The sequence below is a fragment of the Actinacidiphila yanglinensis genome, from assembly GCF_900107965.1.
Classification (GTDB): domain Bacteria; phylum Actinomycetota; class Actinomycetes; order Streptomycetales; family Streptomycetaceae; genus Actinacidiphila; species Actinacidiphila yanglinensis.
The window spans coordinates 64,061-76,638 of the sequence record NZ_FNVU01000022.1; the positions used below are offsets into that span (position 1 = coordinate 64,061).

A 12,578-nucleotide genomic window follows, 5' to 3' on the forward strand; every position below is an offset into this window, starting at 1 on the left:
CGGGGGCCGTTGACCATGGACGAACTCGCCGCGGTGATCGCCCGCGACATCCCCGACGGCTCGTACGTCAACCTCGGCATCGGCCTGCCGACCACGATCGCCGACCACCTGTCCGCGGATTCCGGGGTCGTGCTCCACACCGAGAACGGCATGCTGAACATGGGCCCGGCCGCCGTCGGCGACGCGATCGACCCGGACCTCACCAACGCCGGCAAGGTGCCGGTCACCGAACTGCCGGGCGCGGCGTACTTCCACCACGCCGACTCCTTCGCGATGATGCGCGGCGGCCACCTGGACGTCTGCGTGCTCGGCGCCTTCCAGGTGAGCACCGCCGGCGACCTCGCCAACTGGCACACCGGCGGGCCCGACGACATCCCCGCCGTCGGCGGCGCCATGGACCTCGCGATCGGCGCGAAGGACGTCTACGTGATGACGAAGCTCTTCACCAGGACCGGTGCACCCAAGCTCGTGCCGTCCTGCACCTACCCGCTCACCGGCGTCCGCTGCGTCAGCCGCGTCTACACCGACCACGCCACCTTCGAGATCACCCCGAACGGCGCGCTCGTCCAGGAGAGTTGGGGCAGCACGGCGGCCGATCTGGCCGCGCGCCTGGACGGTGGCATCGCCCCGGGCTGACCCCGCCCGGCCGCGCGCCGCACCCGCGGGGAAAGGTTTCCCCGCTGCTCCCCCTGTGTTCGCCTTGCCTGGCTACTCTCCCCTCGCCCGGTCCTGCACAGGAGAGGTACGTCCATGAGCACCCCGGTCCACCCCACTTCGGCACGCCGGCCCGGGCCCGTCCTCACGCCGGTCCGGCGGGGCCAGGACCGGAGCCGGGCCGCGAGCCCTTCCGGCACCCCCGCGGAGCGCGCCATGCGCGCGGTCCAGTCCAGCGCCGGCAACCGGGCCGCGACCGCGATGGTGCAGCGCGCCCGGAACGCCCCGCGGGGCAGGGCGCCGGAGAACGCCAACCCGCCCGGCGGATCGCGGAGTTACCGTGACCGGATCGCCGCGATCCTGGACCGGCTGAAGAAGAACTTCGAGTTCATCGACACCTTCGTCAAGGGCGTCCAGGTACCCGCCAACGCGGGTTTCTCCCAGCACGCCGCCGCCACGGTCAACGAGGGCCTCAAGCACTCCGCCGCCGACTCGGGCGCCGGCGCCGTCTCGGAGAGCCTCGTCGCGGAGACCGTCGGCGCCGCCCTCGGCGGCATCGAGGCGGCCAAGGCCAGGAAGGACGCCAAGAAGCACCAGAGCGGGGCGGCCTTCCACGGGGCGCACAAGAAGTACACCTCCAAGACCGCCGAGGCGGTCGTCAGTGCCTCCAGCGCGGGAAACTACGCCCTCGGTGTCGCCAAGGAGCTGACCAAGGCCGAGAAGGCGGCGCACGCCATGGAGGCCACCGAGGTGAGCGGGGTCGGCTCCAGCGTGGTCGGCGCGGTGAAGGGGGCCCGCGCGGCGCGGCGTTTCGGGCTGACGGCCCGCAAGTACCGTGCCCTGGAGAAGATCGAGCGGCCCGACCGCACCGAGGAGGGCGCCCTGACCCGGCTCAACCAGGCCCGGGAGAACGCCGAATGGTCCGCGGCCGAGGCGTACGTCGCGCTGGACGCCCACTGGGACCACGACGGCGCGGACCGGCTGGACCGGGTGTCCGACGCCATCGACGCGGCGTGGTCGGCGATGGGCGACGCCCGTGACGCCGCCCGGGACGTCCAGCGCGCCGAGGACGTGAACACGATGAACACGGTGCTCACGTACGCGCTCGCCAAGCAGCGCAACAAGATGGGCAAGCAGGCGCTCACCGCCGTCGGCGAGTCCGCCAAGGCCGCGGGCGGCGTGGTGACGGCGATCGCCGCGACCGCCGGCGGGGCCGGGCTGGCCAGCAACCCGGTCGGCTGGGGCCTCGCCGCTGGCGCGGCCGGCCTCATCTTCGGCGTCGCCGCCTACAAGGGGACCCGCGCCGGGATGAAGCGCTACGAGGGGGCCCGCCACCCCGACCGCTGGGCGGCGCAGGGCGGGACCGCGGCCGAGCCCGCCTCCCGCGAGGATGCGCTGAAGGAGGCGCTGAAGTTCTGGAAGAAGGTGGCGAACGGCGAACGCCAGGCCATGGCGCGCAGGATCTACGCCCTGGCGGCGGGGCCCGACGTCAGCGGGAGTGGCAACACGTCGGCCGAGATGCGGGAGTCGGCCCGCGCGCTCCTGGTCGCCCTCAAGGCGGGGCCCGCGAACCAGCGGCTCACCCCCGAGGCATGGGCGAACTCCCTCAACGACCCGGCGAAGACCGCCGCCTGGGTCAAGGAGATCGCCGAACAGCTGTCCTCGGCGTGACCGGGAGGGCACCTGGTCCGGCCGGCGGGCCGGTGGCCGCCCCTCGCAACTCCCGCGAGGGGCGGCTCCAGCTCTCCTCGCTCAGTGCGCGGGGCCGAGCCCCATGGCGAACACGTTCAGCCGCCCCGAGTAGCCGGAGGGCAGCACGACCGACGCGACGGTCCGGGACGCGTCCACCGGCACGCTGACCCCGAACACGTAGGTGCTCGTCTGCTGCGGGCCGGATGCCAGGTTGCGGTAGGACATCTTGGCCGCGACCGTCTCGCCGGGGAGCAACGCGTCCTGGTCGTGGTGCATCGTCCAGTCGCTCACGTGCAGCGTGTACGGCTGGACGGTCCCGTCGGTGTAGACGATCTGCCCGGTGGCGGTGATCGGGCCGCCGGACCCGGCGGTCGCCAGGAACGCGAGCGTGTCCGCGCTCCCCGGCGCCGCGGGCCGGATCGCCTGCCCGGTGGCCATGACGTCGTCGGCCTGTCCCGCGCTGCTCGCCGGCCAGGTGAGGGCGGCGTCGCCGACGGCGACGGAGGCGCCCGGCGTCAGCCCGGCCGCCGCGAGGGCGTCCCTGGACAGGCTGTTGTGTCCGCCGTCGAGGTTGCCGACGCTCCGGTCGCTGTCCGGGCTGGTGCCCACCGTGTCGAAGAGCTGCGACACGTCGCTCGCGGCCACCTGGTACCGGGTGTCGGCGAACGTGTTCAGTGCGCCGCCGCTGCCGCCGTTGCTCGACCAGCCGGTGGTCACGGTCACCGGGTAGCTGCCGGGCGTCGCGTCCGAGGACGGGGTGAGCGAGAGCGTGGCCGTCGCCGAGTGGCCGGGGGCGAGCGCGGGGAGCGTGGTCGCGCGCACCGGCCAGGGCGCCTTGGCGCTGATCGTCACGTGATCGGCGGCGGTGCTGCCGGCGTTGGTGAGGTGCACCGTCATCGTGCCCGCGGCGCCGGCGGTGCCGGGCGTGGACGTGACGCCGGTGATCCGCACGTCGGCGGTGTGAGCCGTCGCCGAGCACGCGGAGACCGGCGTGGCCGAGCCGGTGGCCCAACTGCTCGGCCGGTCCCCGAGGTCGAAGCGCAGCGTGGCGCCCTTCCGGATCGCGCTGTGGCTGATGACGCTGGTCCGCAGCGGCTTGCCGTCGACCGTCAGACCGTCGATGTAGCGGTTGGCCGCCGACGCGCCGGGCGCGTCGATCACCAGTTGCGAGGACTGGTACCACGGCTGCTGCAGGTGCACCACGGCGTGGGTGAACAGCGGGCTCGTCAGCGTGTACTGGTCCCCGCCGGCGAACGCCGGGTACAGGCCGAGCGACGACAGCACGTACCAGCTCGACATCGTGCCGAGGTCGTCGTTGCCGGTGACGCCGGTCGGGCTCGTGTTGTAGAGGGTCTCGGCCGCGCGCACCACGTCCTGCGTCTTCCACGGCTGCCCGAGGTAGTTGTACAGGTACGGGGCCTGCAGGTCCGTCTCGTTGTACGGGTTGTACTGGTCCTCCGCGCCCCACGTGCCGCCGGCGACCCCCGCGGGGTCCGCGGCCAGCCGGTCGTACGAGAAGAACCGGTCGAGCTTCTCCACCGTCGGGCCGACCCCGCCGAGCGCGTTCGCCAGCCCCGTCACGTCCTGGGGGGCCAGCCAGGTGTACTGCCAGGCGGAGCCCTCCTTGAACCCGTTCTCGCTCGCCGGGTCGAAGGGGGCGAGCCACGAGCCGTCGGCCTGCCGCGGCTGCACGAAGCCGGTCTGCGGGTTGACGAGGTCGACGTACCGCTGCGACCGGTCCAGGAACCGGGCGGCGTCGGCCTTCTCGCCGAGCTTGCTCGCGTAGAGCGACAGCGAGCAGTCGTTGACGCCGTACTCGAGCTGGTCGGACGCCGCCGTCGGGTAGTCGCCGGTACTGCCCAGCGGCACGTAGCCCTGGTTGAGGTACTCGGCGAGCCCGGTGCGGCCCTCCAGGGGTGTCTGCGCGGGGTCGGGCAGCTGCGTCGCGTTCTTCAGCAGCGCGTCGTAGATCGGCCGCACGTCACCGGGGCGCAGCAGGCCCTTGAGGTACGCGTCGGTGAGGAGGTTCGCCGCCGGGTCGCCGACCATCTCGTTCGTGTCGTACTGGGCGTACGGCCACTTGGGCATCCAGCCGCTCTGCTGCGCGTCCTCCAGCAGGCTGTGCGCCATGGCGGCGACGCGCTCCGGGGCGACCAGGTCGAGCACCTGTTGCTGCGTGCGGTAGGTGTCCCACATGGAGAACGCCGTGTAGTGCGTCTGCCCGGGCGGCTCGTGGTGCACCGCCCCGTCGAAGCCCGTGTAGGCGCCGTCGGCGTCGGAGTACACGTTCGGGTCGAGCAGCGAGTGGTACAGCGCCGTGTAGAACGTCGACTGCTGCGCGGCGCTGCCGCCTTGGACCTGGACCCGCGACAGCATCGCGTTCCACTGCGAGGCGGCGGCCGCGCGGACGTGGTCGAAGCCGAACCCCTTGGTGCCCTCGGCGGCGAGGTTGCCGCGCGCGCCGTCGAGCGAGACGTAGGAGATGCCGACCTTCGAGGTGACGTCGTCGCTGCCGAACGAGAGGTAGGCACCGCTGCCCGTCCCGGTGGCCGACGCCTGCCCGGTCCTGACGCCGGTGCCGCTGCCGGTGGCGAAGGAGGTGAACGGATGGTCGAACTGCATCGAGAAGTAGACGGTGTACTTGTTGTAGCTCTTGGACGGGCAGGTGTTGAAGTACCCGTAGGTGCTGACGGACCCCTCGACCGTGTGGTCCCCGACGACCTGGACGGTCGCGGCGGACGCGCCGCGGAAGCCGCCGCCCGGGCTCACGAGCACGCCGGGCGCTGCGCCGCTCGGGAAGGTGTAACGCGCCCAGCCGGTACGGGTGGTGGCGGTGAGTTCCGCGTGCACGCCGCCGAGGTCGACGGCGTACGAACCCGGGTGCGCGTCCTCGGTGGCGTGGTCGAAGGTGACCTCGTTCGCGTGCGGGTCCAGCGACGTCACGCCGCCGGTCAGCGGCAGGGACGTCACGTCGCCCATCGCGGCGCACCCCGGCCCGGACAGGTGGTTGAGCCCGAACCCCCAGGTCTTCGGGTTCGCGTACTCGTAGCCACCGCCCTCGGCCGACTCGGTGTTCGGGCTGAACTGCACCATGCCGAACGGGAGCGTGGCGCCGGGATACGTGCCGCCGCCGGCCGCGGTGCCGGCCAGCGGCGCGACCAGGGCGGCCGGATCGGCCGGTGCGGAGGCCGCCGACGCGGCGGCGGGAACGGCCGACAGGCCGGTGATCACGAGCGCTGCCGTGACGATGAATCGAAGAGGACGAAGGTGGAGATTCCGTCGCCGCATGGTGCCCCTCCCGGCGTGCTGCGCTCGGTGCTCGTTTGACATCGTTGTCACGCAGCTTGGGGGAACCTACTGCCACGGGAACGTCCAAGGCAAGGGTCATGACCTGCGGATCCCGGGGGTGGCTTCGGTGTGGGCCCGGTGTGGCTGCGGGGGAGGCTCGGGCGGCGCGGCCTCGGTGCGACCGGGGCGCGGGTTCGGTGTGGCCCGCGGTGGCCCGGCGTGGCGTCTGCGCGGGCCCGGCGTGGCTTTGGTCCTACGACTCGTAGTAGTTTGGCGGGGGGCGGCGAGATCCCTGCCGGTGGGAGACGAGGAGGTGCCGGGTGGCGGAGCGGAACGACCGGGGCACCCGGCGGCGGGCCCGGGGGGAGTTGGAGGGCGAGGTGCTGGCCGCGCTGTGGGCGGCCGGCGGGCCGGTGGCAGCCGCCGCCGTCCAGGAGAGCGTGCCCGGTACCGCCTACACGACGGTGCTGACGATCCTGACCCGGCTGTGCGAGAAGGGCCTGGTGACGCGGCGGCGCGAGGGCCGCGGGCATGTCTACGCGCCCGTGGACGACCGGGCCGGTGTCGTGGCCGCGGGTATGCACTCGCTGCTGGACGACGGCGGGGACCGCGGGGCGGTACTGGCCCGTTTCGTGTCGGAGCTGTCCGCGGAGGACGAGCACCTGCTGGAGCGGCTGCTGCAGGACGAGCAGCGCCACCGGCCGTCCGGCCCGGCGTAGCCGTGTTCTGGCCCGCGCCGATGTACCTGCCGCTGCTGGTGAGCGCGGTCCTCGCGGTGGTGGCCCCGTGGGCGGGGCGTCGGATGCCGCCGCACGCGGGAGCCTGGGCGATGACGTGTGCCGCGGTGGTGGCGGCGGGCACCTGGGTGGCGGAGCTGGCGATGCTGGCCTTCACCGCGGTCGGCCAACTGCCGCTGGTGGCGGCGCAGGGGCCGTGGTCGGCGCGGGTCCTGGCGGCCGAGGACCCGGTGGACCGGGAGTTCGCCGCGGGGTGCGCGGGGGCGGTGCTGGTCGTGGTGGTCAGCGTGACGGTGGCGTCCTGGCGGCGGGGCCGGGCCCTGGTGGGCGCGTGGCGGGAGTGCCGCGAACTGGCGGCCGGGGGAGACCTGGCCGTGGTCGACGATCCGGTGCCGGCGGCGTTCGCCGTGCTCGGCCTGCCGGGGCGGGTCGTGGTCTCGTCCGGGATGCTGCGGGTGCTCGACGCCGGCGAGCGGCGGGCGCTGCTCGCCCACGAGCGCGCGCATCTGCGCCACCGGCACCACCTGTTCTCGCTGATCCTGCACCTGGCGGCGGTGGTCGACCCGTTGCTGCGGCCGCTGGAGCGGGCGGGGGCGTTCGCCGTCGAGCGGTGGGCGGACGAGGAGGCCGGCGCCGTGGTGGCCGACCGGCCGCTGGTGGCCCGGGCGATCGCGCGGGCCGCGCTGGTCTCGAGCCGGGCCGGGAAGGCCGCGCTGGCGGCGACGGGCGGGCCGGTGCCGCAGCGGGTGCGGGCCCTGCTGGCCCCGCCGATCCCGCGCCGCGACGCGGCGGCCGCGGCGTTCGGGGCGCTGATGGTGGCGTGCTGCGTCAGCCTGGCGATCACGGCGCACGACACGGAGCGGCTGTTCGAGGCGGCGATACATGCGCGTGCCGTGGCGACGGCGCAGGGGGGTGCGCGCTGAGGCCGGTCGGTTGCCGGAGGAACTCCGACGCGGCCGGGCGTGGTTGGCCGGGAGTGCGCTGACTCGTGGGCACCTCGCGGTGCTCGCTCGTCAGGGCTCCGGGATGAGTCCCCCGCACACGGCGCGGCCGAAGAGGCGCTGATGCCATGCGTTGGCGCCCGGCCCGGGGGACGGTCTTCGGGACGGGGTTCGGCCCGGTCTCGAGGTGTAAGAGCGTCCAGGCGAGGCCGTAGCAGCCGTCCGGCCCGAAACACGCGACCAGCGCCTGGGCCTCTTCGGCCGTGACCGGCCCCGGGACCGCGAGAAGTTGCGAACCGAGGAGCCAGCGGGCCGACCGTCGACGAAGAGGCGGCAAGGGCCGGCCGGCCCGCTGGCTTCGACAAGACGATCCGCAGGCGCAGGAACGAAGTCGAGCGGACGATCAACGCGTTGAGGAACTCCCCGGCCGTGGCCGGGAGGTTCGACAAGCGCGGCTGCATCTTCCACGGCACCGTCAGCTGGTTGTGCCGTCGAGCATCTCGCGCAGAATGTCCAGGTGGCCGTTGTGGCGGGCGGTCTCCTCGGTGAGGTGGAGGAGGATCCAGCGAAGGTCGACGTGGAGGCCGTTGCGGATGGTTCCCTCGGCCCGCTTGGCCAGGTCGTTCCCGGCGGCCAGTTCGCGGTAGCGGGCGCTCTGTTCGGCGTATTCGTCGAGCAACCGCGTGAGCGGGAACTCGACGGCGACACGCATCTCGCGGTCCGGGTCCTCATCCGTCATGGGGGCCCGGTCTTCCTCGCCGAGGAAGACCACTTGGAACCAGTAGTACTCGACCCAGCGGAGATGGTTGATCAGTCCGCTCATGGTCATCAGCGGTGAGCCCGGCAGGAGCGCCTTGCGGGCGTTCTCCGCGGAGACGCCCTCGCACTTGGCGCGGGCGGTGTCCCGTGCGTAGTCGAGGAACGTGGTGAGCTGGGTGCGCTCGTCCCACGCGGACGGTGTGTCGTCGATTCGTGTCATCGCGCGAAGCGTCCCCGATCGCCGCGACCGGTGTCGAGGCATTTACGACGGGCCCAACCTGCTCGACTCAGCTCCTTGTGGGGTGCTCCAGCCGTTCGGCGCCGGTGGGCCGCCCGGCACGATCCGCCGGGCAGGCCGCCGGGCGTCAGCGCGGGGTGTCGAGTTTCGCGTAGAAGGCCCGCAGGCCGGTCGCGAGTCGGGTGGGGGCTTCCATCGCCGCGTAGTGGCCGATGCCGTCGAGGGAGAGGGTGCTGACGTCCTCGGCGACCTGGCGCATGGTCGCCGGGGTGAACTCACCCGATCTGCCGCCGACGGCGAGGACGGGGGTGGTGAGTTTCGGGGCGGCCAGCCGGCGGATCTCCTCGCCGTCGCGCAGCAGCGATCGGTACAGCCCGGCCGCGCCCTTGAAGGCGTCGGGTCGCGCGTAGGAGCGGGCGAGTTCGTCGATGTCCCCGGCGGTGAACGCGTCGGGGGTCGCGCAGAGCGACGGGATCGCGTACTCCGCGAGGAAGGCCCGTTCCCGTCCGGCGAGCAGCATTTCGGGGATGCCCGGGGCGGCGAGTACGCCGATGTGCCAGACGCCGCCGCGGGTGACGTCCGCGAGCGACTCGGCGCCGAAGCCGGGCAGGCCGGTCTCGATCGCCGCGTAACTGCGCACGAGGTCGGGGCGGTCGGCGACGACGCGGAACGTGGTCGGGCCGCTGATGTCCTGGCCCGTGAGGTGCACGGGACCCACGTCGAGGAGTGCGATCAGCTCGGTCAGGTCCTGCGCCGCGGTCACGCTGTCGTGCGCGCCGGTCGCGGTGGCGGAGTCGCCGAAGCCGCGGAGGTCGGCGGCGAACACGCGGTGGTGCGCGCTGAGCAGCGGGATCAGGTGGTGGAAGACCCACCAGGTCTCGGGGAAGCCGTGCACCAGCAGGACCGGGGAGCCGGTGGTTCCGGCCGAGACGTAGTGCAGCGTGGTCCCGTTCACGCCGACGTGGTGGTGTGCGACGCCCGGGATGGTCGCGCCGCCCGTGGTGGAGTCCATCGTTCCCCTCGATCCGATCGACAACAAGGTTGTCATTCTATGAATCGACAACGGGGTTGTCTACTCCGCGCGTCTCGTATGCTCGCCCCATGGCACGTTCCCAGGGCGCCGAACTCGCGCTGCTGCTGCTCGGCGGCTTCCAGTCGATGGTCGACGACGTGCACGGCGAGCTGGCGCACCGCGGCCACGAGGGCGTGCGCGCCTCGCACGAGTTCGCCCTGCGCGCCATCGACGAGGGGGCGGACACCGCCTCGGAACTCGGCCGCCGGCTCTCGGTCTCCAAGCAGGGCGCCGCCAAGACGATCACCGCCCTGGAGAAGCTCGGATACCTCCGGCGCGAGCCGGACTCGCTCGACGCCCGCCTCAAGCGGCTGCGGGTCACCGACCGCGGCCACGACATGATGGCGCTCGGCGCCTCGCTCTTCGACGAGGTGCGCGAACGCTGGGCGGCGCAGATGGGACCCGGGCAACTCGCCTCGCTGGAAGCGCACCTGGCCCGCCTCGTCGCGCATCGGCCGTCGAGCGTGGACGCCGCGGCCCGGCTCAACGAGGATCTCGGCGAGACCACCTGACGGCGGGCCGCGCCGCGACGAGGTCGTGGACACCATCAACGGCCGACCGCACCCCGGGCCCGCGCTCCGGCGGTGTGATCCGGGAGACCGGGTTACGGCTGTTGCGACGCCCTCCTCACCACGACCTCGGTCGCTCCTGCGTACCGGTCCGCCTCGCCGGGCCGGATCCGCCCCGACCGCCCCGCGCTCTCGCTGTGCGCGACGAGCCGGAAGATCAGTGCGCGGAGCAGCATCTGCTGCCAGTCGGCGTGATCGGCGGCGCCGTCCAGCAGGCCGGACGGGAGGTCGTGCCACAGCAGACCGTCGGCGACCACGACGGCCTCGGCGAACAGGGGCGGCCGCCAGTACGGCGAGAAGTCGATGACGGCGGGCGGCTCGACCGCGGCGAAGAGCACGTTGCCCGTGAGGTCGCCGTGGACGAGCTGAGCCGCATCCTGCGGCACGGGGCGTCTGCAATGCGTCAGGGTCCGGAACGGTGCGACGAGTTCCCCGATCACCTCGACGTCCTCCTCGCCCCACGCCACCCGGTCGGCCACTGCCCACGGATGCGTACGCCGCTGGAGGAAGGCGGGCCGGGGATGCCCCCGCAGGGCGGCGTGGAACGCGCGGCCGGCGCTGAGCACGTCGGCCCAGTGCCCCGCCGGGCCGGGCTCGCCGGCCAGGAACTCGCTTGCCGTCCACCCGGCCACGACGCTTCGGCCGTCAACGGTCCGGCGCGGGACGGGAATCCGGAAGCCGCCGCCCGTCGCCACCTGCTCGAACAGGGAGGCGGCCCACGCGGCCTCCTCCTCGGCCCCCTCGACGGGCTTGAACACGTACCCGCCGACGAGGACGCTGCGTCCCTGCCCGCCGGCCAGGGGGACGGGGATGCCGTCCACGCCGAAGGCGTCGAGGACGGTACGGGGCGGCTGGGCGCTGCTCGGCTGCTCGGTCACGCGGCCATCCTGCCGTCACCGCCCTGGCCGCTCCTCCCGTTTTCCGCCCGCCCTGTCGTACCGTCGGCCGGCGATCCGGCAGGAACGGCGCGGCGACCGCGCCGAGGCGCAGGGGGTACGGGGGAGGCGGGGGAGAACTCCCCACCCGCCTCCCTCGTCCGCATTCCCCGGCCCCACCTACGGCAACTGCCGGTCAGGGAGGCGGGGAGGCGGCTGGGTCAGGTCGTGCCCAACGTCGAATCGGCGCAGACCTCGTCGACTTTTTCCCTCTGCAGGCATACCCGGATGTACACGCGGATTCCTTCATCGAGGTTCTTGTTGCTCGAAACGCATTGCGTCTCAGGGACGCCGTCGTAGACCGACTCGAGCCTCGTCCCGGTGGTGTCGTCGTAGAGGTATGCGCTGACCCCGTAGCTGTCCCCGTCGTAGTCGTCGCACACCCAGAGGTCGTCACCCACGGTGTTGAAGTACGCGTGGCCTTCATAGCCGTACGGACCGATCACCCAGGTAGTCGGGATGTCTTTCCCGGCGGCCTGCGCAGACCCGGTCCCCAGAAGCAGACCCCCCACCGAAAGCACCGCGATGACCGCGGCCCCCACCCTCTTCCGCATGCTTCCTCCTGATGATGGACAGACCACAGTGTTGTGGCCCTGTCATGCACATCAGATGGTCGTTCAGTCGCCCGCCCGACGTCGACCGTGCCTAACCGCCACAATGAGTCATGGAACGCCTGTTCGTGCAGCCCGGCTGCATGTCCGGCGTTCCTTCACTCGCAGCGGTCACCGCCGACGCCCCCGTCGCCCACGCGTACCACCACGACCCCGCCCTGGGTCCGTCCGCTCAGCGGGAGCCGAAGCTGATGACGGACATCACGAACACCACGGGCCGGTCGGGATCGTCGAGGTTCACGGTGATCCGGTGGGAGGGCCGCGGGCCGCGCCCGGCCAGCGTCATCCCCGCCCAGCGGTGGCCGGGTGGGAAGGTCCAGGGGACCTTCGGGGCTGCAGCGGCGGGAACCGACACCGCGCGCCGCCCGGTGCGCAGGTCCGCCGGTCCGGCGCCGAGCCCGCGGAGGAAGGCGGCGAGCCCGGCCCGCGTGGTGGTGAAGCGTACGTACAGGGTGTCCTCCGCCCACGTGTTGGCCTCGAAGAACGCCGCGCCGCCGCTCCCGGCCGGTACCGGTGTCTGGTAGACGGCCTGTTGGGTGGCCGAGGGGACGCCGTCGACGAGCCCGGCCTGCTCGGCGTCGATCTCGCGTGCCGCGGCCACGTTGTGGCTCTGGTCGGCCGCGACGGCGAGGTAGCCGGCGGGCACCAGGGCCAGGAGGACGCACGCGACGCCGCGGAGCATCCGGTCCGCGGGGGAGAAGGACGGCGGGCGGGCGGCGTCGGCGGGGCAGGGGTGGCTCACCGGCGTTCGGCCCGGGCGGGCTCCGGCGGGCCGGGAGCGGGGTGTCGATGCCCTCGGGTGCGGCGCGTGGCCGGTCCCGGCCGGGCCGGTTGGGCTCGTGGGGCCTGGCCTCATCGACGGTCCTCCCTCGCGCGCGTCCGTGCGCCCGCCATGGTTTCTACATGTCGTAGTAGATTGTGCCCGCACGCGATCCACCTCCTCGGCGCCGGTCGGAGCCCCGGTCGCGCGATTCCCGATCGCCCGTTCCCTTATTTCTACATCATGTAGTAGTTTCGGCGTCGGCGCTGCCGTATGCGAGCCCTCGGTCCTGCCTGACCTCCGTGTGCGCCGGTAAGCCCCG

11 protein-coding genes and 1 pseudogene are annotated in these 12,578 nt (G+C 73.0%); 6 read left to right on the top strand and 6 right to left on the bottom strand.

Features of this window, described 5'->3' with window-relative positions; genetic code table 11:
- The first annotated feature begins 15 nt into the window (after positions 1-15).
- Together C4U44_RS34050 and C4U44_RS34055 are read left to right on the top strand one after the other, a co-directional pair.
- On the top strand, positions 16-636 hold the full coding sequence (locus C4U44_RS34050) for a 3-oxoacid CoA-transferase subunit B (protein ID WP_200823507.1): 621 nt from the start codon (positions 16-18) through the stop codon (positions 634-636).
- Positions 637-750: 114 nt separating this feature from the next.
- Complete coding sequence (locus C4U44_RS34055) at positions 751-2,325, top strand: hypothetical protein (protein WP_103889967.1); 1,575 nt, start codon at positions 751-753, stop codon at positions 2,323-2,325.
- Between the two features lie 81 nt (positions 2,326-2,406).
- Here the strand turns inward: C4U44_RS34055 and C4U44_RS34060 are convergent, their stop codons facing one another.
- Positions 2,407-5,577, bottom strand: coding sequence for a GH92 family glycosyl hydrolase (locus C4U44_RS34060; protein ID WP_160145168.1), 3,171 nt, complete (start codon positions 5,575-5,577; stop codon positions 2,407-2,409).
- 377 nt (positions 5,578-5,954) lie between these two features.
- Between C4U44_RS34060 and C4U44_RS34065 the strand changes: the two genes are divergently transcribed.
- The 3 genes and pseudogenes from C4U44_RS34065 to C4U44_RS42095 form a co-directional block, all read left to right on the top strand.
- Positions 5,955-6,353, top strand: a complete 399-nt coding sequence (locus C4U44_RS34065) for a BlaI/MecI/CopY family transcriptional regulator (RefSeq protein WP_103889969.1) — start codon at positions 5,955-5,957, stop codon at positions 6,351-6,353.
- Positions 6,354-6,355: 2 nt separating this feature from the next.
- Positions 6,356-7,294, top strand: a complete 939-nt coding sequence (locus C4U44_RS34070; protein WP_103889970.1) for a M56 family metallopeptidase — start codon at positions 6,356-6,358, stop codon at positions 7,292-7,294.
- Between the two features lie 311 nt (positions 7,295-7,605).
- Positions 7,606-7,861: pseudogene (locus C4U44_RS42095) on the top strand (hypothetical protein); the annotation flags it as partial.
- Here the strand turns inward: C4U44_RS42095 and C4U44_RS34085 are convergent.
- Positions 7,788-8,291: a DinB family protein gene (locus C4U44_RS34085; protein ID WP_103889971.1), complete on the bottom strand. Its 504-nt coding sequence runs from the start codon at positions 8,289-8,291 to the stop codon at positions 7,788-7,790. The pseudogene C4U44_RS42095 and the gene C4U44_RS34085 sit on opposite strands and share 74 nt — an antisense overlap.
- 145 nt (positions 8,292-8,436) lie before the next feature.
- Positions 8,437-9,321 (bottom strand): alpha/beta fold hydrolase, encoded by an 885-nt coding sequence (locus C4U44_RS34090; RefSeq protein WP_103889972.1) that lies wholly within the window; start codon positions 9,319-9,321, stop codon positions 8,437-8,439.
- Positions 9,322-9,410: 89 nt separating this feature from the next.
- Here C4U44_RS34090 and C4U44_RS34095 point away from each other — a divergent pair, with 89 nt between their 5' ends.
- Complete coding sequence (locus C4U44_RS34095; RefSeq protein WP_235032568.1) at positions 9,411-9,893, top strand: MarR family winged helix-turn-helix transcriptional regulator; 483 nt, start codon at positions 9,411-9,413, stop codon at positions 9,891-9,893.
- A 92-nt stretch (positions 9,894-9,985) separates the two neighbouring features.
- Here C4U44_RS34095 and C4U44_RS34100 read toward each other — a convergent pair whose 3' ends face one another.
- The 3 genes from C4U44_RS34100 to C4U44_RS34110 form a co-directional block, all read right to left on the bottom strand.
- Positions 9,986-10,828, bottom strand: coding sequence for an aminoglycoside phosphotransferase (locus C4U44_RS34100; protein ID WP_103889973.1), 843 nt, complete (start codon positions 10,826-10,828; stop codon positions 9,986-9,988).
- 218 nt (positions 10,829-11,046) lie between these two features.
- On the bottom strand, positions 11,047-11,439 hold the full coding sequence (locus C4U44_RS34105) for a hypothetical protein (RefSeq protein WP_103889974.1): 393 nt from the start codon (positions 11,437-11,439) through the stop codon (positions 11,047-11,049).
- A 229-nt stretch (positions 11,440-11,668) separates the two neighbouring features.
- The gene (locus C4U44_RS34110) at positions 11,669-12,238 is read right to left on the bottom strand and encodes a hypothetical protein (RefSeq protein ID WP_103889975.1); all 570 of its coding nucleotides are present in this window, start codon (positions 12,236-12,238) and stop codon (positions 11,669-11,671) included.
- Positions 12,239-12,578 lie beyond the last annotated feature (340 nt).